Raw genomic sequence first — 23,742 nt, forward strand, 5'->3', positions numbered from 1 at the left:
CCCGCCCCGGCCGCCCGGGTCTCACCCTGGGGAATGTCCCTGCGGCAACCGGGTCGGGGTGGCGCGTTCCTACCTGACACCCGTCGCCCAGTGGCACACCATCTGGCGCACCCTGGCGAACCCTGGCGAATAGTCGCTCAGCAACTGACAGGCGGTTACTGTCAAATCAGCCGAGAACCTGGGGGCTTGACGTGAACGGACAACCCAACACCCGCCTGGCGGACCTGTTCGGCCTGGCCGGCTGGTCCAAGGGTGAACTCGCGAGGATGGTCAACCGGCAGGCGGCGGCCATGGGCCACCCCCAACTGGCGACCGACACCTCACGAGTGCGGCGTTGGATCGACATGGGAGAGATCCCGCGCGATCCGGTACCGCGGGTGCTGGCAGCCCTGTTCACCGAGCATCTCGGCCGTGTCGTGACCATCGAGGACCTCGGTCTGGTCCGGCACGGGCGCGTGGGGAAACGGCCCAGCGGCGGGAGTGCGGAACATCCCGACGGAGTGCCGTGGGCGCCCGAGCGGACTGCTGCGGTCCTCACCGAATTCACGGGAATGGACCTCATGCTCAACCGACGCGGCTTGGTGGGCGCGGGTGCCGCGCTCGCCGCGGGATCCGCACTCAGTACCGCCATGCACGACTGGCTCCACACCGATCCGGCCCTCGCGGCCGACGCTCCCCAGTTCGAAGACCCCCTGCACGCCGACCCCGCTGGGTTCGACCGCTATGAGGCCGCCCCCATCGGGTCGCAGGAGATCGAGGAACTGGAGCGCTCGGTCGAGGTGTTCCGGGCCTGGGACGCCGCCCGCGGCGGCGGACTCCAGCGCAAGGCTGTGGTGGGCCAGCTCAACGAAGTGGGAGGCATGCTCTCCTACCGACACCCCGACCATCTGCAGCGGCGCCTGTGGGGCGTCGCCGCCAATCTCGCCGTCCTCGCGGGCTGGATGTCACACGACGTCGGCCTGGAGCCCACGGCTCAGAAGTACTTCGTCATCGCCGCCCACGCGGCCCGCGAGGGCGGTGACCGGCCCCGCGCCGGGGAGGCGCTCTCCCGAGCGGCTCGCCAGATGGTGCACCTGGGCCGGCCCGACGACGCACTCGACCTGATGAAGCTCGCCAAGTCCGGTTCCGGCGACGAGGTGCTGCCCCGCACCCAGGCCATGATCTACACCATCGAGGCCTGGGCACAGGCGTCGCTGGGCAAGGGCCAGGCCATGCGGCGCACCCTCGGCCAGGCGGAGGACCTGTTCGTCTCCGACCGGGGCGACGTGCCTCCGCCGAGTTGGATGCAGCTGTTCGACGAGGCCGACATGCACGGTATGCAGGCCCTCGCCTACCGCACCCTGGCCGAGCACGAACCGACGGCCGCCGCGACCGCGCAGCGTCACGCCAAAGAGGCGCTGAAATTGCGCGAGTCCGGCCGGGAGCGGTCGAAGATCTTCGACCACATCTCCCTCGCGTCGGCCTGCTTCATCGCCGACGATCCCGAACAGGCCGACCGGTACGCGCGACTGGCCCTGACATCGATGGGGTCCAACTCCTCCCACCGCACCTGGGACCGGCTGCGTGAGATGTACCGGCTCACCGGGCAGTACTCCAGCTATCCGAAGATCCACGATCTGCGTGAGGAGATCAAACTCGCCCTTCCCCCCGGCTCGTTGAAGCCCAGTGGCGGCAACAGCGCGCGGGCGTAAGAGGCTCCCGTGCCGGCAACACGGGTTGTTCCTGGCAGTGTCGTGGCGTGACCTCGATGGTTACCCCGGTGGTCAGGAGCCGACCCGGGCGATGAGCACGCAGGCGTCGTCCTCGCGCTCGGTCTCGCCGAATTCCTCGACAACCATCCGTACACAATCCTGGGCCGTGCGGGCGCCTTCGAAGCGTGGGGCCAGGTCGAGCAGCCGCTGGACGGCCGCCGTTGCTCCCCCGCTCCCGGCTTCTCCCCCACTCTCGGCTGCGCTCGAGCGCGGGGACCCCCATCGCCGGGGCACCAGTCCGTCGGTGTGCAGGAGCAGCAGGTCGCCGTCGTCGAGGGTCTCCTCGGCCTGCCCGTAAACGGCACCCGAGGTCGCCCCGAGCAGCACGCCGTCCGGTGCGGCCAGCGCGCGCCCCGTCCCGTTGCGGAACAGCAGCGGGGCGGGGTGTCCTGCCTGCGCCCAGCTCAGGGTGCGGGTCTTTGGCCGGTAGCGGCAGCAGACGGCGCTGCCGAGGGCCGGCTGCACGGTGGCGTCCAGTAACTGGTTGAGCCAGGACATCAGTTGACCCGGCTGGGTGCCCGCGACGGCCATGCCGCGCAGGGCGCCGAGCAGCATCGCCATGCCCGAGGTCACGGCGACTCCGTGGCCGGTGAGGTCACCGACGCTCAACAGGGTTTCCCCGCCGGGGAGTTCGAGGGCGTCGTACCAGTCTCCGCCGATCAGGGCGCTGGTCGACGACGGCAGATAGTGGGCGGCGAGTTCCAGGGGCTGCTCACCCCGGTCGGGGAACCGCAGGGAGCCGCGCCACGGCGGTAGTACGGCCTCCTGCAGTTCGACCGCGAGCCGGTGCTCGGTCTGCGCGAAGTGCCGCTCGTGTTGCAGCGAGTCACAGGTCTCGCTCACCGAGCGCTGACTGCGGCGCAGTTCGCTGACATCGCGCAGCACGGCCCACATCGAGGCGGTGCTGCCGTCGGCGTCGAGCACGGGCTCGCCCATCATGTGTACGGTCCGCACGCCGCCGTCGGGGCGCACTACGCGGAACTCCCCGTCGATGGGTTTGGCGTCGATGAGGCAGTCCGTCACCATCGCGGTCAGCATCGGGCGATCCTCGTCGAGCACCAGTGACGGCAGTTCGTCGAGGGTGAGCGGGGGAGCGGCGGGATCGCGGCCGAGGATCTGGTAGAGCTCCCCCGACCAACTGGCCTCGTCCGTCAGCAGGTTCCACTCGGCGCTGCCGACCCGGCTCAAGAGCGAGCCGCGCCAGGATGCGGCCGACGCGGCTCGGGCGGCGGGGGCGGCTGCGGGGTGAGCGGACACGGGAGGCGGTCCGTCCCGCAGCTGGGCCAAGTGCTCGTCCAGATCGCTGAGTTGATGCAAAGCCAGGTTGCACAGCGCACGCTGCCAGCGCCCCTGCGGGTCCTCGCCGTCGGCGGGTGCCTCACGCCGTACGGCGTCCACCCCGCCGCGCAGTCGCCGCGTCTGCGAAATGAGCGCGTCGACCGTGCCGCGCTGCGGCGGCTGGGCGGCTGGGTGGTCCGCAGAGAGATGGGGGGACATGACGTACTCCGATGCGGGGACGGTACGACCTGGGCTGAGGAAGGACCGTTACGACTGTCGCACAGCCTGCGACTCGCTGTAAGGGATTTGGCAACACACGATACGGTGGTGCTTCTGACATATGCCTCAGTCCTCCCGGGCGGATTTCCAGGGACTGGTCGAGTACGCGCCCGGGGAGCCAAGTCGTAGAGCGGATACGCGAGTTGATGGCCCGGAGAGGTACACGTGCCCCTCGCTCATTCTCCTGTTCGAAGGTCATTTGTGCGAGGCCTTGTGCGAGGCCTTTCGGTGATGGAGTGCGACCTCAGAGGGACCCGACGCATTCCCGTACCTCCGCCTCATAAAGAGGGGCCGGGTCGATGCCCATCGACGTGAAGTTGCCCTCGATCTCCAGGCTCACCAGCCCATGCAGGTGGGCCCACAGCAGGGTGGTGCGTGAGGCGGCCTCCGTCGACACATGGGTGACTCCGTGATGCCGCATCCACTCCTGAAACTGCGACTCCGTACCCTGCGGAACGGGCGTGCCGGGCCTCGCGAGGCCGCTCACCACGTTCAGTACGACGTTCATGGCGGGCTGTGCGGCCTCGACGAGGTTCGTGGACTGCGCGTCATAGCCCTGCAGGGGTGCCCGGAAGAGCAGGCGATAGCGGTGCGGTTCGGCCAGGGCCCAGTCGCGGTAGGCCCCTACGACCGAGGTCAGTCGCGCGCCCCCGTCCTGCGCGGCGTCGCCGGCCGCGCGGTCGAGAGCTGACGCCAGGTCTGCGTACGCGTCAATGAGGCGCATTCGATGTCCGCACAAGAAAACGCCGCGCTGGCCGAGCCCTGGAAAGAGCTCTGGAACAACGACCTTTCCCTCACTGAGAAGATCATCGCCCCGGATTTCGTCGCCCACGCGGCGCCGATCACCGGATCGGGCGGTCACGAGATCCACGGCCGGGAGGCCCTGAACCAGTGGGTGGCCGGGATCCACTTGCTGCTGAGTGATCTGACGTTCGACATCCAGGTGGGACCGATCGCCACCGAGGAATACCTGGTGGTCCGCTGGCAGGCGCGCGGAACCTACCGCGGCGGCTTCTCCGGCGCTTGCGAGGAGGCGATCGGCAACGAGGTCGCGTTCACGGGAACCGACACTCTTCGTGTCGAGAACGGTTTGCTGGCCGAGTACTGGGCGAACGCGGACAGCCTGCTGTTCGTCCAGCAGCTCGGCATACGTGAACTGCCCTCCTGCTCCTGACAGTTCAGCGCGGACGCAGTGCTGGAGTCCGCCCGACTCGTCCACGCGAGCCGGCCGGACCGCACGGATGAACGGCGAGGTTCGACCGCTGTTCACCCGCGCCTCACCGCAGAGGTATGGACCTTGACGATCACCGCGTGCACGCTTGCGCGCGGTGTGCCGCAGGGGGACGCCAGTGACGAGGGCGGGGCGAATGACACCGATCAGCCGAAGAGGCTTTGTGGGGCTCGGCGCATCCGTGGCGGCGGGCGCCGTGATGGGCGTCGGTTCGCGGCCGGCGGCCGCCGCCGCAGCGACGGCGACCGGCACGATCGCGGACGTACAGCACGTCGTCATCCTCATGCAGGAGAACCGCAGCTTCGACCACTACTTCGGCCGCCTCAAGGGCGTCCGCGGCTTCGACGACCGCAGCGGCATCACACTGTCCGGCGGCTACCCGGTCTTCAACCAGCCGAGCGGCAGCGGCAGACAGTACCCGTGGAAGCTCAGCTCCACGCCCGCCGCGGGCGGCAAGGACGGCGAGACCCTGGCCCAGTGCAACGGCGACCTCCCGCACTCCTGGTCCTCGCAGCACTCCGCCTGGAACAAGGGGCGGCTCGACAACTGGGTCTCGGGCGTCGGAAACGTACGGTCGCTGGGTTATCTCGACCGGTCCGACATCCCCTTCCACTACGCCCTCGCCGACAACTACACCATCTGCGACGCCTACTTCTGCTCCACGCTCAGCGCCACCGGACCCAACCGCACCTACCTGTGGAGCGGCAAGGTCGACAGCTCCAGCTACGACGGGGGCGACGAGTCCGGACTGACCTGGCAGAACTACGCCGAGGCGCTGCAAGCGGCCGGCGTGACCTGGAAGGTCTACCAGAACGCACAGGACAACTACGGCGACAACGGCTGCGCCTACTTCAAGAAGTTCGCCGCGGCCAAGGCGGGCGACCCGCTCTACGACCGCGGCATGGCCTCCGTGCCGAAGGTCACCGGCTCCACGCCCGACGACATCGCCGCCGCCATCAGGGCCGACGTCCTCGCGGGCACCCTCCCCCAGGTCTCCTGGGTGGTCGCCAACCAGGCCTTCTCCGAGCACCCGTACGCTCCGCCCGGCGACGGCGCCCACTTCGTCGACCTGGTCTACAAGGCGCTCGCGGCCGACTCCACCGTGTTCAATTCGACCGTCCTGTTCCTCAACTACGACGAGAACGACGGCTTCTTCGACCATGTCCCGCCCCCGGCGCCGCCCGCGAACACGGCGGGGGAGTTCCTGAGCGGCGTGCCGTACGGACTCGGCTTCCGCGTCCCCATGCTCGTCATCTCGCCCTGGACACGTGGCGGTTGGGTCTCCTCGGAGGTCTTCGACCACACCTCCGTGCTGCGGTTCCTGGAGACCTGGACCGGCGCCCTCGGCAAGCCCGCCCCCTGCCCCAACATCAGCGCCTGGCGCCGCAAGGTGACCGGTGACCTCACCGGCGTCTTCGACTTCGCGCACCCGGTGTACGGCGCCGCCTCGCTGCCCGCGACGGGCGTCATCGGGTACGACACCTGCGGCCCCCTGCCCAACCCGGTGCCCACCACCAACGCGCTGCCCGCCCAGGAACCCGGCACCCGGCCCGCCCGCGCCCTGCCCTACCAGCCGAACGGCTACCTGGACCAACTGGAGTTCGGAGCCAGCGGCAAGATCCTCGCCTGGTTCACCATGGCCAACCAGGGCAGCCCCGCCAGGAGCGCCGCGCACTTCTCCATCCACCCGGGTGCCTACCGCGACACGGTGCCCTGGCAGTACACCGTCGACGCGGGCGGCACCGCCTCCGACTACTTCAACATCGGCTCGGGCTACGGCGACGGCAAGTACGACCTCTCGATGGTCGGCCCCAACCGCTTCCTGCGCCGCTTCAAGGGCGACGCGACGCAGGCGGGCAAGTCGGCCGAGGTCAGCACCCGTTACGCGACGGAGCCCGGCACCGGGAAGACAGCCCTCTACGTCAAGATGACCAACTCCTCCGCGTCCTCGGTGAGGTTCACGATCACCTCGAACCACTACCGCGGCGACGGGCCCTGGACCTACACGGTCGCCGCGGCCGGCTCAACGGAGGACTTCTTCAACGCGGTGGCCTACCAGGACGGTTGGTACGACTTCACGATCACCGTGGACTCCGACGCGAGCTGGTCGCGCCGGTTCACCGGCCATATCGAGACGGGCACGGCGAGCGTCAGCGGCTGACTCCCCTCACGCGTACAGGTCAGGGCGCGGAGCGAGTTCGACGCTCACCCGGCCGCCGTTCTCCAGCGCCCGGACCCCCGCCTCGGCGACGGCGGACGCCGCGTACCCGTCCCAGACACTCGGGCCGGTGACGCGGCCCACGCGGGTGGCGTCCACCCATGCCTGCACCTCGCGGTCGTAGGCGTCGGCGAAGCGTACGAGGTAGTCCCGGGCCACCTCCTCGGACGCGCCGCCCGCCGTCGTCACGACCATCGTGTGCTCGTCCCCGATCCGTGCGGTCCCCGACTCGCAGACCGCCTCGCACCGCACCTGGTAGCCGAAGCCGGAGTTGACGAAGACCTCGACGTCGACGAGAGCCCCCGCCGCCGTCTCGAACAGCACGAACTGGGGATCGAGCAGGCCCTGAGGGGCGTGCGAGGACGGCCGCGGACGCAGCACGGTCACGGCCGTGAGCTCATGGCCCAACAGCCAGCGCGCCGCGTCGATCTCGTGCGACACAGAGCTGTTGACCAGCATCGCCGAGGTGAAGCCGGGCGGGGAGGCGACGTTGCGGTGCGTGCAGTGCAGCATCAGCGGACGGCCCAGTCTGCCGCTGTCCAGCAGGGACTTGAGGCGCTGATACTCGGCGTCGTAACGACGCATGAACCCGACCTGGGCGAGCCGCCGCCCGAGCCGCGTCTCGGCCTCCACCACGCGAAGCGCTCCGGCCGACTCCGGCACCAGCGGCTTTTCGCACAGCACCGGCAGGCCGCGCTCGAAGGCCGCGAGCAGCGCCTCCTCGTGCGCGGGGCCGGGCGAGGCGATCAACACCGCCCGGACACCCGGTGCGTCGAGTGCGGCCGCCACCTCGGAATGGACCGAGACGCCGTCGATTCCGGCCACGGCGTCCTTGGCACGTCCGGTGTCGGGATCCGCCACGGCGGCGACCCTCGCACCGCTCACCACTCGGTCGATACGCCGTATATGGTCGGCCCCCATGTGTCCGGCACCCAGGACCGCTACACCCAACAGCTCACTCACGCGCTCACCTCTCCCGCCGACAGCTCTCGATCAGATTGTCGGCCGGAGAGATCAATAGCGCAGTACCCCGGCGATCCCTTTCGCGTCCCGGAGGCTGCCGTCGGGCACGAAGCGGACGTCGGCGCCGGTCTCCAGACACTGTTCGACGATCTCGTCGACGATGTCATCGCGGCTGTCCAGATCACCGGTCTCCGCCGGGACGAGATGTTCGCCGCCGTCGTCGCGGACCGTCACGCGGTAGTTCTCCTCCACCGCGAGCAGCCGGATGCGGCCCTCGGTCGCGTTCTGCCACACTTCGTCGACCCCGGCGGCGAACTCCTTGCGTCCACGCGCCGTTTCGAGTTCCCGCGCCACCGTGGCGGCGTTCCGCTTCTCCTCGGCGGCGATCAGCGGACGTACTGCCTGCCACACGGCGTCCGGGGTGGCGTGCGCGAGGCCGCCGTGCCGGATGTGTGTCGCGTCCTTGGTGACCGCGCCGATCTCGTCGAGCAGGGAGAGGGCGGCCGTCTCACCGGTGACGTACAGCGGGCGGGGGAGCTCGCGCAGGACGACGCCCATGGTGGTGTCGGCGCCGCGCAGGAAGTGCCGGGTCCCCTCGTCCCGGAAGGTGCTCGGGATGTCGCCGATCTGCTCCTGGCGCTCGGCGTCGAAATTCTCACGGTCCCTGGTGAGCGGGAAGCCGCCGGTGTGATCCTCGACGACATGGCCCGCGCCGCCGTTCCACAGCGTCACCCGGTCGGCCGAGACCGCGAGGACCCAAAACGGCCGCTCGGAGACCTGTGCGGCGACGAGATTGCGGGTCAGGAACGTGTCCGAGAGCACCACGCGCTCGGGCACGGTGCGGGCCAGCGACCAGACCTGGTGCTCGCCCGGCGCCGCGAAGATCGCCAGACCGTCCTCGGCGTGCGCCAGATCGACCTCCGCCAGCGCCCGGTCGAGCTGTGCGGCGAGGTCGGTCCTGCGTTCGCGGGTGACCGCGGGATCGGACTCCAGCTGCTTCTTGGCCTTGGCCACCACATTGCGCAGCCGGACCCGGTCCTGTGCGTTGTCCGGTTCACGGCGGTGTGTCGGCGTCAGCACGGACACCGCCGGATAGGGCCGCGGCCTGCGCAGCTCGGTGAGGGTCGCGGGGCTGAGAGCGTGCTCCATACCTGCACGATAGGACTGATTCGCCTATCGGGCATTTGGGGCGCTTCGTTGCTACTGTCGCTCGGGTCGTCAGGCCATGTTTTCCGCCACCGCCGTAGGACGCCCATGACGCAGGTCGAGACCGACACCCAGGCGCCCTTCGCCGCCAAACTCACGGTGCTGACGCTCACGACGATGGTCGTCGGATCGATGGTCGGGGCCGGCGTCTTCTCCCTGCCGCGGCGGTTCGCCCACGAGACGGGCGCGGCGGGCGCGCTGATCGCCTGGGCCGTCGCCGGTACCGGAATGCTGCCGGTACCGGAATGCTGATGCTCGCCTTCGTCTTCCAGCGGCTCGCGATCCGCAGACCCGACCTCGACGCGGGTGTCTACGCCTACGTGAAGGCGGGCTTCGGCGAGTACCTCGGCTTCTTCTCGGCGTTCGGCCACTGGGCCAGCGCCTGCGTCGGCAATGTGACCTACTGGGTGCTCATCATGTCGACCATCGCGGCGATCGCGCCCACCCTCGGCGACGGGGACACCGTCCTCGCGGCGGTGCTCTCCTCGGTGGGTCTGTGGTCGTTCTTCCTGCTCATCCGGCGCGGGCGGCGGCCACTGCATGACCTGCCCCATCGTGCGGGACCCCGTGGACTTCTGACCGTCCCGAAGGTCTGCTCAGCTCAGGCCGAGCGCCTTGTCCGCGGCGGCCACCGACGGCTTCCACCAGGTCGTCACCGGCTCCCACACCAGTACCGCGTCACCGGCGCCCAGCTCGGCCGCGGTGAAGGAGCGCCCATAGCAGGACGGGTCGGCGGAGACGGTGATCGAGTCCACCCGACGGACCTCCGGGTCGGCCGGATCGGAGATCGTGCGCAGGGCCGCGTACGCCGTCCTGCCCGCGCCGATCCGGTACGGACCGCTCGCCCCGGCGGGCGTCGGCAGAGCCGCTCCGTCGAGGTCGCCGAAGATGACCGTGGGGATGCGGTCGACGGTGCAGGTGCGGAGGGAGCGGTTGGTGACGCCGAGGTGCAGTACGCGAGGGTCCGCGGACCGCTCGGCCCGCAGCACGAGAGCCTTCTGCTCGCACTTCGCGGGCTGCGCGGCGGCCGAGCCGCTCTGGGGCACGGCCAGGAGCAGCGCGGTGGCGGCGGTAGAGAGGGCGAGGACGGTTCGGATGCGCATCGGTGGTGTTCCCCCTGGTGTGCTCACGTTCGGGTGCGGCGTGCCCGGTCGAGGCGACGCCTGCCCAGTGTGACGGCTGCGCAGGCCGGGGGGTTGTAGCCGAGGTCTCCGGGTTACGTGCCTGTGCAGGCGACGGTCCACGGGGGCCCGGTTCAGTCGCCGGAGTCCGGCCCGCACGAGCTGCCGCTGTCCGGCAGGGAGCCGTAGAGCAGGAAGTCGTCGACCTTCCGGTGGACGCACTTCGAGGACTCGTATCCGGTGTGTCCCTCACCCTCGTTGTCGAGCACGACGGCCGACGAGCCGAGCCGCTTGGCGGTCTCCAGCGTCCAGCGGTACGGGGTCGCGGGGTCGCCACGCGTGCCGACGAGCAGCATCTTCGGGGTGTGGACGTCGCGCACCTCGTCACGGATGTAGTCGGTGCCCTTGGGGCGGCCGTAACACATCAGGACCTGGGTGAGCCGGTACGGGCCGAAGACCGGGGACGCCTCCTTGTAGGCGGCGCGCAGCTTGTCGATGTCCTTGGTGACCTGGCCGGCGGTGGGCCGGTCGGGGTCGTCTGCGCAGTTGATGGCCATGAGCGCGGCAGGCAGGTTGTCGAGAGGGACGTCCTCCGGGGCGACGAGGCCGCCGTTCCGTCGGGGCGTCGCGGGGGTGTCGGGCAGGGCGGCGCCTCCCGAGAGCTGCATCAGCCCGCGGGTGTCGCCGTCCTGGACGAGGGCATTGAGGGCCTGTTCGAGACTCGGCCACATCGCCTGGCTGTACAGCGCCTGACTCATGGCTCCCACCAGGTCCTGGCCGGAGAACTGCTGGCCGAAGTCCGACGGGACCGGCTCCTCGTCGAGCGAGTCGACGAGTTGGACCACCTGCTGCCGGGCGCTGCGCGGATCCTGCCCGAACGGACAGGTCATGTCCTTGGCGCACCAGGTGATGAAGTCCTCGAGGGCGGTCTGCTGTCCCTCGGCGCTGGCGACGCCCTGCTCCGCCAGCGATTCGGTGAGCGTGTCCACTCCGTCGAGCACCAACCGGCCCGCCTTCTTGGGGAATTGAGTGGCGTACACCGCGCCCAGCCGCGTCCCGTAAGAGAAGCCGAGGTAGTTGAGCTTCTTGTCACCGAGCGCCTGGCGCATCACGTCCATGTCCCGGGAGGCGTTGACCGTGCCTATGTGGCGGAGGACGGGACCGGAGTGCTTGGCGCATTCGTCGGCGGCCTTCTTCACCGCCTTGAGGGAGGCCTGTACGTCGACGCTGTCGACGCCGCCGTCCGTCGCGCCGGAGACCTCGTCGGCGCCTTCGCCGCAGCTCACCGGGGAGGACCGGCCGACTCCGCGGGGGTCGAACGTCACCACGTCGTAGCCGTTCGTCAGTCCCATGAAGTCCTTGCCGCCGGCGGCGAGCTCAGGGACGCCGGCGCCGCCGGGACCGCCGAAGTTCAGCAGCACCGAACCCCGCGACTTGCCGGTCGCCCGATAGCGGGCCATGGCCAGGTCGAGCGTGCCCTCACCGGGCTTCGCGTAGTCCAGCGGGACGGTCACCCTTCCGCACTGCAGGTCCTTGGGCATGCCGTCGCCCTCGCAGGCGGACCACTTGATCTTCTGGCGGTAGAAACGGGACAGGTCGGGACCGTCGGCGGCCGTCGCCACCGTCGGCAGGCCTGCCGCCAGCAGGGCGAGCGTCGCGGTCGCGGCTCCGGCGACCGCGCAGCGTTGGTGCGCGGACAGCATGCATGCCTCCAGGGTTCCCCGGCGGTGGACCGGTGATACCCCCTCGCTCACGATAAGCGCGGGTCCGGGACCACGCCTCTGGGCGAGCGGAACCGGCCGTCGTGCCTTACTCTGCGCGCCGACACCCCGTGCGCGAGCGGCCGCGCCAGTTCGATAAACGTGACGCTCGATGGGGTGAAAGCCCGATAAGCCATAACTCGGATGGTTCTCTCGCGTTTTACGCGGTGCGGGTGAGTGCCCGCGACCATGTCTGGAAGGCAGGGAACCTATGAAACGGGTTGCCCGAAATGGTTTGATCGCCGCGGCCGCCGCCTCGGGCGCGCTGGCCGTGACCATGCCGGCGCACGCCGACTCCGCGGCGGACGGTAGCGCGGCCGGCTCGCCCGGGGTGATCTCCGGCAACACCATCCAGGTCCCGGTGCACGTTCCCGTGAACGTGTGCGGGAACACCGTGAACGTGGCGGGGCTGCTCAACCCGGCGGCGGGCAACGGCTGCGCCAACAAGGGCGGTGGTGATGCTCAGGCCCCGGGTGGGACGCGCGGGGGTGCCGTGGCGCACGGCGGCGGAAAGGATTCGCCGGGTGTGCTGTCCGGCAACGGCGTACAGCTCCCGGTGCATCTCCCGGTGAACGTCAGCGGCAACTCCGCGACCGTGGTCGGCCTCGGCAACGCGACCGTCGGCAACAAGTCCACGAACACCTCCGGCCACCGGCCCCACCACCCGGCGGCCCCCGCCCCGAAGCCGCCCAAGGCGCACCCGCGTCCGGCGGCGCCCCGGCTTCCGTCCCAGCCGGTGGCCTCCCTCGCCCACACCGGCACGGACCAGACGGTGCCCGCCCTCGCCGCGGGCGCGGCCCTGGTCCTGGGCGGAGCCGTCCTGTACCGACGGTTCCGGCCCGCCGCGGTGCGCTGACCCACGCCCACTGAGGACAGAAGGCCCCACCGGGCTCGTGACCGGTGGGGCCTCCTTGGTGCATCGTGCGGGACTCCGCGAAGGCGCCAGATGTGGTCGTGGGTAGGGGGTCGTCAGCGCGCGGCGTCGAAGTCGTCGCGCAGGACGCTGTACCGCACGCCGTCACGCCACTGCCGGTCGCGGAACGTGACCCTGCGCAGGCCGGAATGATCCGCCGGACAGGCCTCAACCACTGGAACGGTTCTGTCGTCGTGGGGTCCGTCAGAAACCGCTGGAGAAACGGGCAGGTCGCCCTCGGTCACCGGGCGTAAGGGCACATGATCGGCGCTCATGAACGGCAACCCCATGCCGACCACATTTCTGGCCGAATTCCTTCCCGCACAGGGAGGTTGGCGCTGCGCCAGGGACGGAGATCGGGAAGGATGCTGCGCGAGCGAGCGACCACCGCACGGACGTGAACCCGATGAAATGGAGCGCCCACATGACCTCTCCGGGACCCGAAGACCTCGTCGTCAGCCAGGCCTCGCCCGCGGACTGGAAGGTGGTCCGCGGATGGGCGGCGGACGAGGGATGGAATCCCGGGCTGTCCGACAGCGCGAGCTTCTTCGCCCAGGATCCCGAGGGCTTCTTCATCGGCAGGATCGGCGAGGAGCCGGTCTCGGCCATCTCGGTGGTCAACTACGGCGCCGACTACGCCTTCCTGGGCTTCTACCTCGTACACCCCGACCTGCGAGGCCGCGGCTACGGCATCACCACCTGGAAGACGGCCCTCGCCCACGCCGGCAGCCGGACCGTCGGCCTCGACGGGGTGGTCGCACAGCAGGACAACTACCGCCAGTCCGGCTTCGAACTCGCCCATCGCACGGTCCGGTACAGCGGAATCGCCCCGGTGGGCGAGGCGCCGTCGGGAGTCCGGCCCGCCGCTGACGGCGACCGCGCGGCCATCACGGCGTACGACAGCGCGTGCTACCCGGCCGACCGCCCGGTGTTCCTGGAGTCATGGCTGACTGGACCCGGGCACCGCACCTTCCTCCGCCACGCCGATGACGGGGCCCACACCGGATACGCCGTGCTTCGCCCCGCCCGTGACTCCCTCCGCGTCGGCCCGCTGTTCGCCGACACCGCCGAGGACGCCCGGGCGCTCCTCTCCGCGCTGGCCGCGGACGCCGCCGGCAGCGCGATCGCCGTCGACGTCCCCGAGACGAACACGGCGGGCATCGCCCTCGTCGAGGAACTCGGCCTCGTCCCGACCTTCGAAACGGCCCGTATGTACACCGGCCCGGTCAGGCCGTTCGCCGGAGAGCGCGTCTACGGGGTCACGACCCTCGAACTCGGCTAGGCGCCGTACCGGGAAGGCTCGCCGGCCCAGGGCCACGATGCTCAAGGCGGCCGCGATCAGTGGCAGTGAGGTCCAGGGGAGGGCCGCCGCGCCCGAACTCCCCAGGACGAGACCACCGGTGAGGGATCCGGCCGCGATGCCCGCGTTGTACACGGTGGTCTGGAGTGATGTGGCCACGTCGGCGCGGGCGGGCCCGGAGGCGTCGACCAGCGCGGTCTGGATCAGGGTGGGCGCTCCGCCGAGGGCCGTGCCCCACAGGGCGGCCGAGCCCAGGAGTACGGCCGGGTGGGCGGCGTACAGGCCCAGGGCGAGCAGCGCGCACACGATCAGGGCGAGCGCCGTCAGCAGGGTGCGGCGCAGGTGTGCGTCGACCAGGACGCCGGTGATCCAGATGCCGACGACGGTGGCGACTCCAAACACCAGCAGGACAAGATCGGTGTGGTCGAACCCTGCATGCTTCGCGAACGGGGCGATGTATGTGTACATCACCTGATGCCCCAGGAGCAGCAGCAAGGTGACGCACAGGACGGTGGCGATGCCCGGCAAAGCCGCCACCCGGTGCAACGGCACGCGCGTGCCCGCCGCCTCGCCGGGGAAGCCCGGCACCCGCCACCGGACCCAGAGCACGAGCAGGACTGCGAGTGCGGCCAGTACGGCGAAGGCCGGGCGCCAGCCCACGGCGTCGGCCAGCGCGGCGCCCGCGGGCACGCCGAGCGACAGGGCGAGGGTGATGCCGGCCAGCACGATCGCGATGGCGCGGCCCCGCCGCTCGGCGGGCACCATACGAGCCGCGTACCCGACGAGCATCGCCCACAGGGTGCCGCCCATCACCCCGGCCGTGAGTCGGGCCGCGAACGTCAGCGCGTACGAGGTCGAGGCGGCGGTGACGGCGTTGCAGCAGGCGAAGCCCACCAAAGTGCCGATCAGCACCCGGCGGCGCGGCAGACCTCGCAGGACGGCGGTGAGCGGGATGGCGGCGAGGAAGGAGGCGAGCGCGTAACCGGTGACCAGGAACCCGATGCGTTCCTCGCAGACGCCGAGGGCAGGGGCCATCCGCGGCAGCAGTCCCGCGGGCAGCAGCTCGGTCATGACGGCGGTGAAGGCGGCCGTGGACAGGGCGAGCAGCCCCGACACGGGGAGCGCGGCGGCGGGCGGAGCGGTGCCCTGGGCGGGCGAGGCGAGGGACATGCGACCATGCTGAAACCCTCACATCAGTGTGAAGGCAAGCGTGCCCTCCGAGGAGAGCCATGAAGATCGGTGAACTCTCGCGTCGCACCGGCGTCCCGACCCGGATGCTGCGGTACTACGAGGAACAGGGGCTGCTCCACCCCGAGCGGGCCGCCAACGGCTATCGCGAGTACGGCGACTCGGCGGTCCCCTGTGTCCAGCAGATCCGGGGGCTGCTCGATTCCGGACTCACCACCGAGATCATCCGCGCCATTGTGCCGTTCCTGTCCGACCCCCGCGAGATCCATCTCCACCCCGAGTGCCTCACCCAGGAGACCGTGGCGCTGCTGCGCGGCGAGATCGCCCGCATCCAGGCCCGTATCGACTGCCTGGCCCGCAACCGGGACGCACTGCGGGCCTACCTGGCGGCGGTCCAGCCGGACCGCGTCGACTAGCTAGGCCAGTTCCTGGGCGCGTTGGGCCGCTTCGCGCACCGGGCCGCGGTGCACCGGGCCGTGCCCCGGCAGCAGGACATCGGCCGGAAGGGCCTCGATGCGGTGGAGAGAGGCGAGGGCGTCTTGGCGGTCGGCGTCGAACATCGCGGGCAGCAGCTGGGGACCCCGTATCCGGGAGGTGGGGTGACCACTGACCAGGGCGTCGCCGGAGATCAGGACCCCGGCGTCCGGCAGAAGGTAGACGCAGTGCCCCGCGGTGTGGCCGGGCGTGTGCACCGGAACGGGACGGCCGGGCAGATCGAGCGGCCCGTCCTGGGGGAACGCCTCGGGCCGGGTCATCCGGACGTCCGCCGTGCCGCCGGACCGGATGGCGTGCACCGCCCAGGGCAGCACGCCGGGGCGCCATGCCTGGCGCATCACCTGCCCCACGCTCACCTGCTGGAGGAACTCGCGGCGCGCGTGCGGCACTTCCGCCTCGTGCAGGTGGACCGGGATGCCGAACGTGGTGCTCAGGTACTCGGCGGAACCCAGGTGGTCGTTGTGCGCGTGCGTGATGAGCACGGCGCTGACGGCCTCGGGCGCGTGACCGAGGGCGTCGAGCGACGCGAGGAGCTCCTGACGGTCGCCGGGGTAGCCCGTGTCGATCAGGGTGACGGCGTCGCCGTCGGTCAGCACGACCCAGTTCGTGTTGCTGCCGTGCACCAGATGAACTCCGGCGGCTGCCTCGACGATCGCATCCTCGCGCATGACCATCCCGACGCTTGAGACCGGTGCGCGGCCGAAGATGGCCGCGTCAGGGCGAAGGTATCGCGAGCCCGCGGGAGTGCGACGACCGCCCTTGCGACGTGAGGAGGGGCTGCCCGACGGTGAACGGCCTTCTGGCCGAAGGTGAACGGCCTGTTCCGGCAGGGGACTTGACGCGCCTCCGGCGAGGCGCTGCCATATGGCGAGTCGCGTTGACTTTTGTTCGAGTCTGCGAACAAACCGCTCAAGGGAGAGCCGCATGTCCACTATTTCGAACATCGAGGGTCTCAGGCGCCCGCTGAGACGCGCGGGTGTCCAATGCGCCGTCCTGCTGCTCGCCGTCGCCGGGCTGGCGGGCCTCGGCCGCTCGGCCGCGCCGCTGACGGCCGAGCCCACGGCCGTCAGCACCAACCAGATCGGGGTCGCCCCCGCCCCGATGGGCTGGGCCTCCTGGAACAGCTTCGCCAGCACCATCGACTACGCCACCATCAAGGCCCAGGCCGACGCCCTCGTCTCCTCCGGCATGGCCGCCGCCGGCTACAAGTACGTCAACATCGACGAGGGCTGGTGGCAGGGCGCCCGCGACAGCGGCGGCAACATCAGCGTCGACACCACCCAGTGGCCCGGCGGCATGAAGGCCATCGCCGACTACATCCACAGCAAGGGTCTCAAGGCCGGGATCTACACCGACGCCGGGAAGAACGGCTGCGGCTACTACTACCCGACCACCCAGCCTGCCGCGCCCAACACCGGAATGGAGGGCCACAACCAGCAGGACCTGCAGGCCTTCCAGAACTGGGGCTTCGACTTCGTCAAGATCGACTGGTGCGGCGGCGACGCCGAGGGACTCGACCAGGAGACGACGTACGAGGCGATCCGCGACGCGAACGCCGCCGCTACCGCGGTCACCGGGCGCTCGCTCGTCCTGTCGCTGTGCGAGTGGGGGACCGGGAACCCCTGGAACTGGGCAGCCGGTACGGGTGACATGTGGCGCACCAGTACCGACATCGTCTACTGGGGAAACAACCCGTCGATGTCCAACATCCTGGCGAACTTCGACAAGTCGCTGCACCCGGCCGCTCAGCACACCGGCTACTACAACGACCCGGACATGATGACAGTCGGCATGACCGGCCTGAGCGCAGCCCAGAACCGCACCCACATGGGCCTGTGGGCTGTCTCCGGCGCACCCCTGCTCGCGGGCAACAACCTGGCCACCATGAGCTCGTCGACCGCCTCGATCCTCACCAACTCCGAGGTCATCGGCATCGACCAGGATCCGCGCGGCCTGCAGGGCGTCAAGGTCGCCGAGGACAGCACAGGGCTGCAGGTCTTCAGCAAGATCCTCTCCGGCACCGGCAAGCGCGCGGTCCTGCTGCTGAACCGAACCTCCGCCGCGGCGAACATCACCGCACGCTGGGCGGACATGGGCCTGACCACCGCCTCCGCCACGGTGCGCAACATCTGGTCGGCCACCAACGTCGGCTCGTACGCGACGAGTTACACCACCAGCGTGCCCGCCGGCGAGGCAGTCCTGCTCACCGTCTCCGGCACGGAGGGTGCCGGAACGACGTACGAGGACACCACCTCGGCCACGACGCCGACGTTCACCGGCGTCACGACGACCGCCGCGGGCACGAAGCTGGTCGACATCAGCTACGCCAACGGCGGCTCCACGGCCCGCAAGGCGACGCTCCAGGTCAACGGCCAGTACGCGCAGACCCTTGCCCTGCCGCCCACGGGGCCGTCGAGCACCTTCCGCACCGTCTCCGTCCTCGCGCATCTGGCGAAGGGCTCGAACACGCTCACCTTTGCGGCGTCCGGCACCGCGCCCGACATCGACGCCGTCGCCATCCGCGCCATCCCGGGCACCAACGGCACCGCGATCGTCGGCACCGGATCCGGGCGCTGCCTGGACCTCTTCAAGAGCACCATCACCAACAACAGCCAGGCCGAACTGTGGGACTGCGGCGGAGGCCAGAACCAGACCTTCACCTCCACCTCGCGCGGTGAACTCGTCGTCTACGGCAACAAGTGCCTCGACGCCTACAACAGCGGCACCGCCAACGGCACCCGGGTCGTCATCTGGGACTGCAACGGCGGCACCAACCAGAAGTGGACGATCAACTCCAACGGCACCATCACCAACAACGTCTCGGGCCTGTGCCTCGACGCGGTCAACAACGGCACGGCGAACGGGACCCTGATCGACCTGTGGTCGTGCAACGGCGGAACCAACCAGCAGTGGACCCGCAACTGAGCCGCCGCTGACGCCAACTGACCGGCCGGGGGCGGCGGTCGGGAGAAATTCCGGTGCGCCGCCCGTGCCGGGTTGCCTAAACTCGCCACGAAATCGCGCGTCGCCGTCACGGGCGGCGCGCGTCGTGACGAGTGAGGGGAGCCGGCCGTGCGTTACCGCACCGCTGTCGTCGTTCCCCGGTCACAGTACGAGGTGATCCTGGTGTCTTCGGCTGCCCGGTACCGGCTGCGCGGCCGGGACCGGACGCCCGTGACGAACACCTGACCTCCGCCTGCCCGAGAGGTCTCGCTCCCGTCTGAACGGGGGCTCCTCGTCCGGGAATCGCGCCGCCCTTTCCAGCTCGTCCGAAAGGCCATGGGCCGTGCGTACCGACCTCCACCGACACTTCACCAACCCGCTGACCGCCGTCCGCAACCTGGGCATCCTCGCCCACGTCGACGCCGGCAAGACCACCGTCACCGAACGGATCCTGTATGTCACCGGGACCACCCACAAACGCGGCGAGGTCCATGACGGCACCACCGTCACCGACTTCGACTCCCAGGAGCGCGACCGCGGGATCACCATCTTCGCCGCGGCCGTGAGCTGTGCCTGGGACGGGCATCAGGTCAACCTGATCGACACGCCCGGCCATGTCGACTTCTCCGACGAGGTGGAGCGCTCGCTGCGCGTCCTCGACGGCGCCGTCGCGGTGTTCGACGCCGTCGCGGGCGTCGAGCCGCAGAGCGAGTCCGTATGGCGGCGGGCCGACCGGCATGGCGTACCGCGCATCGCCTTCGTGAACAAGCTGGACCGCGCCGGTGCCGACCTCGACACCGCGGTCGAGTCGATTCGGCGGCGACTGCATCCGGCGCCGCTGGTCGTCCAGTTGCCCATCGGCACCGAGGACACCTTCACGGGAGTGGTGGACCTGCTGCGTATGCGCTCGCTGGTGTGGGGCGACGGCAGTGACACGTTCGAGGAGGGCCCGGTGCCGGAAGGCCTGCGGGAGGAAGCGCACCGGCGGCGCAGGCTGCTGGAGGAAGCGGTGGCGGAACTCCACCCGGTCGCGCTGGAGGAGTTCTGCGACCGGTCCGCGCTCTGCGCGGCGACGCTGGCTTCGGCGCTGCGCGATCTGACCCGTACGGGGGAGGGCGTGGTGGTGCTGTGCGGCTCGGCCTACCGCAACCGCGGGATCGAGCCGTTGCTGGACGCCGTCGTGACCTATCTGCCCTCGCCGCTGGACGTGCCGCCCGTACGTGGTACGCACGGCGCGACGGTGCAGGAACGGGACGCCGACCCGACGGCGCCTTTCGTGGGGCTGGTGTTCAAGGTGAACGCGACCGCCACAGGGCGGCTGACCTACCTGCGGGTGTACGCGGGAACGGTGCTCAAGGGAGAGGCGGTGTGGGACGTGGGCGCGGGACGCAGCGAGCGGATCGGCCGGATCCTGCGCGTGCGGGCCGACCGGCACGCGGAGCTGGAGCAGGCGGTGGCGGGTGACATCGTCGCGGTGATCGGGCCGAAGTCCGCCCGCGCGGGAGCGACCTTGTGCGCTCCCACGGCGCCACTGCTTCTCGAACCGCCGACGGTCGCCGATCCGGTCGTCTCCGTCGCGGTCGAGGCCCGCAGGGGCACCGACACCGACCGCTTGGTGTCGGCGCTGACGCGCCTGGTCGAGGAGGACCCCTCGCTGGTCGTCCGCACCGACTCCGAGACCGGCCAGACGGTGCTCTCGGGCATGGGCGAGCTGCATCTGGAGGTGGCGGTGGAGAAGATCCGGCGCGCCCATGGGCTCGAAGTCGGTGTCGGACGGCCGAGGGTGGCCTACCGGGAGACGGTCGCCCGCGGGGTGTCAGGGCTGGTGTACCGGCACGTCAAACAGGACGGCGGCGCCGGTCAGTTCGCCCATGTCGTCCTCGACGTGGAACCGTTGGAGGCCGACCCGGGCGACGCCGACGGGAGCGCGGCGGGCTTCGCGTTCGCTTCGCGGGTCGTCGGTGGCCGGGTGCCGCAGGAGTACGTCCGCGCGGTGGAGGCCGGATGCCGGGACGCGCTCGCCGAGGGCCCCCTCGGCGGTCACCCGGTGACCGGGCTGCGCGTGACCCTGACCGACGGGGCGACGCACCCGAAGGACTCCTCGGAGATGGCGTTCCGTACGGCCGGCCGACTCGCGCTGCGTGAGGCACTGCGCGCCAGCGCGATGGTGCTCCTTGAACCGGTGGTGGAGGTCACCGTCACCGTGCCCGACGACGCCGTGGGCGGGGTGCTCGGCGACCTGGCGGCACGGCGCGGCCGGGTCTCGGGCTCGCTCGTGCAGGCGGGCGCGACGGTGATCAGCGCCACCGTGCCGCTGGCCGAACTGTTCGGCTACGCGACCCGGTTGCGCAGCCGCACCCGGGGCCGGGGAGTCTTCACCACCCGGCCCACCGGCTACGCCCCGGCACCGAGCCCGGCGTCCCACGGGACACCGAGCCGGTAGCGCGACGACGGCTCCGTCCTTGCGAGGGCGGGGCCGTCCCCCGTAGGCGGCCCCCCCCGCCCGCTCTCACCGGCGGGCGCGTGCCCGGGACTCGCGCGGCGGCCGGACGAACTGCAGCTCCAGCGCCGCCGGTGGTTCGGCGATGCCGGGCCCTCCGGCGGCTGCCCAGCCCAGCAGTTCCTCGGTGCAGTCGTCGTCCATGGCGAATCCGATCCAGGTCGCCCGGCCGCCCTTGCGCCGCCCGTCCCCGGACGGCTGCACCACGACGACGTTCGCCTGGTCACACGGTCCGAGACAGTCCGTCGTCCGCACGACGAACCGTCCTCCGGACGCCTCGGCGCCGGCCCGCAACCGCTCCAACTGCCAGGCATGGTCGCTGCCCGGGAACGTGCGCGGGTTGCCGCAGCAACAGCCCCTGCAGACGACAAGGGTGCAGGGGCGCGAACCGGCGGCGCCGATCGCCGCCGTACGAGAGCGTTCGCGCGGGGCGTTGAGTGTCACCAGGAGAGACCTTTCGGCGAGGGGCATCGACCGACACCGTACGAAACAGCTCGCGAGCGGGGCATGCGGCACCGTGCGGGCCTGTCCGCCGGGCGCCGATGATCACCGTACGAGAAGCCCTGTCCGCGCCGTCGACCGCCCCAGCAACCTCGGATCCACCCGCGCCGTCGACCGCCCCAGCGACCGCGGATCCACCCGCGCCGTCGACCGCCCCAGCAGCCTGAAGTCCTCATCGCCCTCGACTCGGCCGCCTTCGGCGACGCGGACGGTGCCAGCGCGGCCGTCGACGCCACCCTGAGCACCCTCAAAGGGTTGCCGTCGACGGACGGTGTGAAGGGAGTGCGCTACCCCGGCGAACGCAGTGCCTCGGTGGCCGTTGCACGTGCCGAGAAGGGGGTACCCGTGGCCCCGAAGGTGCGGCCCGAACTGACGGAAGGCACCGCCAAGTTCGGTATCACGCCGTCCGAGAGGCGATCGCAGGACTGACGCAGGCTCCACGAAGGGGGATCAGGACTGACGCAGGCTCCACGAAGGGGGATGGAGGGGCGGATGGCCGGGGCGTCCCGGTGTGCGGCGGGCGCCCTGGCCACCTCGTCCGCCCCGAGGTACGGGCCAGTTCAACCTGCGTCGGACGCACCAGCGTTGACGGCCTGCCGCACCCGGCGCGCGATCAGGGTGTAGACCTCCCGGGCCTTCTCGTCGTCGGTGCCGTCGTAGCCGTGATCCGCCTTCGGTACGTCGTGGTGCTCGACCAGAGCGCCCGCCTCCCGAAGACGCCCGGCGTAGCGTTCGCCCTCCGCCTTGAGGAGGTCGAACTCCGCCGTGATCACCAGGGCCGGGGCGATGCCCTTGAGATCCGCGGTGTCCGAGGGATGGGCCGGCGACACCAGCGGGTCGGCACGCCGGCGCGGATCCGGCACGTACGAGGTGTCGAAGACCTCTCCCATCCAGGGGCGGAGCAGCGGTTTGGCGATGGCGGCGCGCTTGTCCCTGGCGCTCGTCACAAGGTCGAGCGGCGGGTAGTGGAGGACCTGCAGCGCGATGGAGGGACCACGCTCCTCGAGGGCCTGGCGGGCCACGGCCGCGGCGAGACCGCCCCCGGCGCTCTGTCCGCCGACGGAGAGCCGGCCGCCGTCCCAGCCGTGTTCGTCGCCGTGCGCGGCGATCCACCGCACGACCTCGAAGGCCTGAAGGGGCGGAGCGGGAAAGGGATGCTGCGGGGCGACGACGTAGTCCACGTTGATCACGGCCACACCCGCCTCGGCGGCGAGGCAGCGGCACAACGGGTCGTCCAGCTCCGTCAGCGGCATCACATAGCCGCCACCGTGGAAGTTGACGTGCACCGGCGGAGGCGGACCCTCACTCGACGGTAGGTACACCGTGACCCGGGCCGGAGCGATCGAGGTCGGAACCGTCAACTGCCGTGCATGGCGCGGGTACTCGGGGAAGCGGGCGTGCGAAGCGGCCGCGGAGCCGCGGCCGTTCGCCCGCTTGTCCGCCAGCAGGGCAAGGCGTTGCATCGACTTCGCGGCGAAGGAGGCCACCGCCGGCCGGGCGAGGAGAGACATACGGTTCCGTTCGTCGAACCCGTGTCACCAATCGACAGGATTCCTGGCAATGGGTGGGGTGATGCTAGCACGGGCCTTCGAGTCCTCCGATCGCGCGCGGAGGCTACTGGAAGTCGCAACCCGGGTTGGCGGCGTCCTCGGAGAACGGGGCCCCGTGCGGCAGGACGTAGAGCACGTCCAGGACCAGCGGGGTGGTGCCGAGATTGCGGCCGATGTGGACGTGACCGGGGCCGGACGGCTCGGTGAGGGAGTCGCCTGCCCGGTAGAGGCCGTCGCGGACACAGGTCGAGTCGAAGTGACTGAGGGTGCCCTGCTTGACGTATCCGTACAAGGGGCCGTCGTGGTAGTGCCAGCCGGTCGCCTGGCCGGGCGGGATGGTGATCTCGCGGAGCGTGTAGTCCGTTGCGCCGACGGTCGTCCGCGCGAGGACCTTGGCGGTCACGCCCGGCCCTGGCGGAGTCGCGTGGGCGGGGCCGGTGACGAGGGACAGGCAGACGGCCGCGGTTCCGGCCAGCCCGGTGCGGAGCAAGGCGCGCATACGGTAAGTCCCTTCAGCGGGCGACGAGTTGGCGTCCCGCTGTGGA

The 23,742-nt window shown here is 70.6% G+C and carries 20 protein-coding genes and 2 pseudogenes; 10 read left to right on the forward strand and 12 right to left on the reverse strand.

What is annotated here, in order from left to right:
- The first annotated feature begins 191 nt into the window (after positions 1–191).
- Positions 192–1,691 (forward strand): hypothetical protein, encoded by a 1,500-nt coding sequence (locus AB0D27_RS11760; RefSeq protein WP_362505734.1) that lies wholly within the window; start codon positions 192–194, stop codon positions 1,689–1,691.
- 72 nt (positions 1,692–1,763) lie between these two features.
- Here AB0D27_RS11760 and AB0D27_RS11765 read toward each other — a convergent pair whose 3' ends face one another.
- Together AB0D27_RS11765 and AB0D27_RS11770 are read right to left on the reverse strand one after the other, a co-directional pair.
- The gene (locus AB0D27_RS11765) at positions 1,764–3,248 is read right to left on the reverse strand and encodes a SpoIIE family protein phosphatase (protein ID WP_362505737.1); all 1,485 of its coding nucleotides are present in this window, start codon (positions 3,246–3,248) and stop codon (positions 1,764–1,766) included.
- Positions 3,249–3,552: 304 nt separating this feature from the next.
- Positions 3,553–4,032: a TetR-like C-terminal domain-containing protein gene (locus AB0D27_RS11770; RefSeq protein ID WP_362505740.1), complete on the reverse strand. Its 480-nt coding sequence runs from the start codon at positions 4,030–4,032 to the stop codon at positions 3,553–3,555.
- A gap of 3 nt (positions 4,033–4,035) precedes the next feature.
- On the opposite strand from AB0D27_RS11770, the gene AB0D27_RS11775 reads away from it, so the two are divergent.
- Positions 4,036–4,482, forward strand: coding sequence for an ester cyclase (locus AB0D27_RS11775; RefSeq protein ID WP_362505743.1), 447 nt, complete (start codon positions 4,036–4,038; stop codon positions 4,480–4,482).
- Positions 4,483–4,675: 193 nt separating this feature from the next.
- Positions 4,676–6,700, forward strand: a complete 2,025-nt coding sequence (locus AB0D27_RS11780) for a phosphocholine-specific phospholipase C (protein ID WP_362505746.1) — start codon at positions 4,676–4,678, stop codon at positions 6,698–6,700.
- 6 nt (positions 6,701–6,706) lie between these two features.
- Here AB0D27_RS11780 and AB0D27_RS11785 read toward each other — a convergent pair whose 3' ends face one another.
- Together AB0D27_RS11785 and AB0D27_RS11790 are read right to left on the reverse strand one after the other, a co-directional pair.
- Complete coding sequence (locus tag AB0D27_RS11785) at positions 6,707–7,720, reverse strand: Gfo/Idh/MocA family oxidoreductase (RefSeq protein ID WP_362505749.1); 1,014 nt, start codon at positions 7,718–7,720, stop codon at positions 6,707–6,709.
- A gap of 51 nt (positions 7,721–7,771) precedes the next feature.
- The gene (locus tag AB0D27_RS11790) at positions 7,772–8,869 is read right to left on the reverse strand and encodes a chemotaxis protein (RefSeq protein WP_362505752.1); all 1,098 of its coding nucleotides are present in this window, start codon (positions 8,867–8,869) and stop codon (positions 7,772–7,774) included.
- A 105-nt stretch (positions 8,870–8,974) separates the two neighbouring features.
- On the opposite strand from AB0D27_RS11790, the pseudogene AB0D27_RS11795 reads away from it, so the two are divergent.
- Positions 8,975–9,453: pseudogene (locus tag AB0D27_RS11795) on the forward strand (amino acid permease); the annotation flags it as partial.
- Between the two features lie 69 nt (positions 9,454–9,522).
- Here the strand turns inward: AB0D27_RS11795 and AB0D27_RS11800 are convergent.
- Both AB0D27_RS11800 and AB0D27_RS11805 read right to left on the reverse strand, forming a co-directional pair.
- The gene (locus AB0D27_RS11800) at positions 9,523–10,029 is read right to left on the reverse strand and encodes a DUF4232 domain-containing protein (protein WP_362505755.1); all 507 of its coding nucleotides are present in this window, start codon (positions 10,027–10,029) and stop codon (positions 9,523–9,525) included.
- A gap of 152 nt (positions 10,030–10,181) precedes the next feature.
- On the reverse strand, positions 10,182–11,750 hold the full coding sequence (locus AB0D27_RS11805) for an alpha/beta hydrolase (protein ID WP_362505758.1): 1,569 nt from the start codon (positions 11,748–11,750) through the stop codon (positions 10,182–10,184).
- Between the two features lie 268 nt (positions 11,751–12,018).
- On the opposite strand from AB0D27_RS11805, the gene AB0D27_RS11810 reads away from it, so the two are divergent.
- Entirely contained in the window at positions 12,019–12,663 is a 645-nt protein-coding gene (locus tag AB0D27_RS11810; protein ID WP_362505761.1) for a chaplin, read from the forward strand.
- A 113-nt stretch (positions 12,664–12,776) separates the two neighbouring features.
- Here the strand turns inward: AB0D27_RS11810 and AB0D27_RS11815 are convergent, their stop codons facing one another.
- Positions 12,777–13,010, reverse strand: a complete 234-nt coding sequence (locus AB0D27_RS11815) for a hypothetical protein (protein WP_362505763.1) — start codon at positions 13,008–13,010, stop codon at positions 12,777–12,779.
- A gap of 134 nt (positions 13,011–13,144) precedes the next feature.
- Between AB0D27_RS11815 and AB0D27_RS11820 the strand changes: the two genes are divergently transcribed.
- Positions 13,145–14,002 carry a GNAT family N-acetyltransferase gene (locus AB0D27_RS11820; RefSeq protein WP_362505766.1) on the forward strand — a complete coding sequence of 286 codons (858 nt, stop codon included), beginning with the start codon at positions 13,145–13,147 and terminating at the stop codon, positions 14,000–14,002.
- Between the two features lie 15 nt (positions 14,003–14,017).
- Here the strand turns inward: AB0D27_RS11820 and AB0D27_RS11825 are convergent.
- A pseudogene (locus tag AB0D27_RS11825) lies at positions 14,018–15,190 on the reverse strand (MFS transporter); the annotation flags it as partial.
- A 59-nt stretch (positions 15,191–15,249) separates the two neighbouring features.
- Here AB0D27_RS11825 and AB0D27_RS11830 point away from each other — a divergent pair.
- Entirely contained in the window at positions 15,250–15,624 is a 375-nt protein-coding gene (locus AB0D27_RS11830) for a MerR family transcriptional regulator (RefSeq protein ID WP_362505769.1), read from the forward strand.
- Here the strand turns inward: AB0D27_RS11830 and AB0D27_RS11835 are convergent, their stop codons facing one another.
- Entirely contained in the window at positions 15,625–16,371 is a 747-nt protein-coding gene (locus AB0D27_RS11835) for an MBL fold metallo-hydrolase (protein WP_362505772.1), read from the reverse strand. It abuts the gene before it with no gap.
- A 256-nt stretch (positions 16,372–16,627) separates the two neighbouring features.
- Between AB0D27_RS11835 and AB0D27_RS11840 the strand changes: the two genes are divergently transcribed.
- Both AB0D27_RS11840 and fusA read left to right on the forward strand, forming a co-directional pair.
- Positions 16,628–18,628 carry an RICIN domain-containing protein gene (locus AB0D27_RS11840; protein ID WP_362505775.1) on the forward strand — a complete coding sequence of 667 codons (2,001 nt, stop codon included), beginning with the start codon at positions 16,628–16,630 and terminating at the stop codon, positions 18,626–18,628.
- Between the two features lie 361 nt (positions 18,629–18,989).
- On the forward strand, positions 18,990–21,089 hold the full coding sequence (gene fusA / locus AB0D27_RS11845) for an elongation factor G (protein ID WP_362505778.1): 2,100 nt from the start codon (positions 18,990–18,992) through the stop codon (positions 21,087–21,089).
- A gap of 66 nt (positions 21,090–21,155) precedes the next feature.
- Here fusA and AB0D27_RS11850 read toward each other — a convergent pair whose 3' ends face one another.
- Positions 21,156–21,617, reverse strand: coding sequence for a (2Fe-2S) ferredoxin domain-containing protein (locus tag AB0D27_RS11850; RefSeq protein ID WP_362505781.1), 462 nt, complete (start codon positions 21,615–21,617; stop codon positions 21,156–21,158).
- Between the two features lie 204 nt (positions 21,618–21,821).
- On the opposite strand from AB0D27_RS11850, the gene AB0D27_RS11855 reads away from it, so the two are divergent.
- Positions 21,822–22,076 carry a hypothetical protein gene (locus tag AB0D27_RS11855; protein WP_362505821.1) on the forward strand — a complete coding sequence of 85 codons (255 nt, stop codon included), beginning with the start codon at positions 21,822–21,824 and terminating at the stop codon, positions 22,074–22,076.
- A gap of 131 nt (positions 22,077–22,207) precedes the next feature.
- Here the strand turns inward: AB0D27_RS11855 and AB0D27_RS11860 are convergent, their stop codons facing one another.
- Entirely contained in the window at positions 22,208–23,158 is a 951-nt protein-coding gene (locus AB0D27_RS11860) for an alpha/beta hydrolase (protein WP_362505784.1), read from the reverse strand.
- Positions 23,159–23,261: 103 nt separating this feature from the next.
- Positions 23,262–23,696, reverse strand: coding sequence for a cupin domain-containing protein (locus AB0D27_RS11865; RefSeq protein WP_362505787.1), 435 nt, complete (start codon positions 23,694–23,696; stop codon positions 23,262–23,264).
- Positions 23,697–23,742: the final 46 nt, after the last annotated feature.

Source organism: Streptomyces sp. NPDC048415 (assembly GCF_040651675.1).
In the GTDB taxonomy this organism is placed as follows: domain Bacteria; phylum Actinomycetota; class Actinomycetes; order Streptomycetales; family Streptomycetaceae; genus Streptomyces.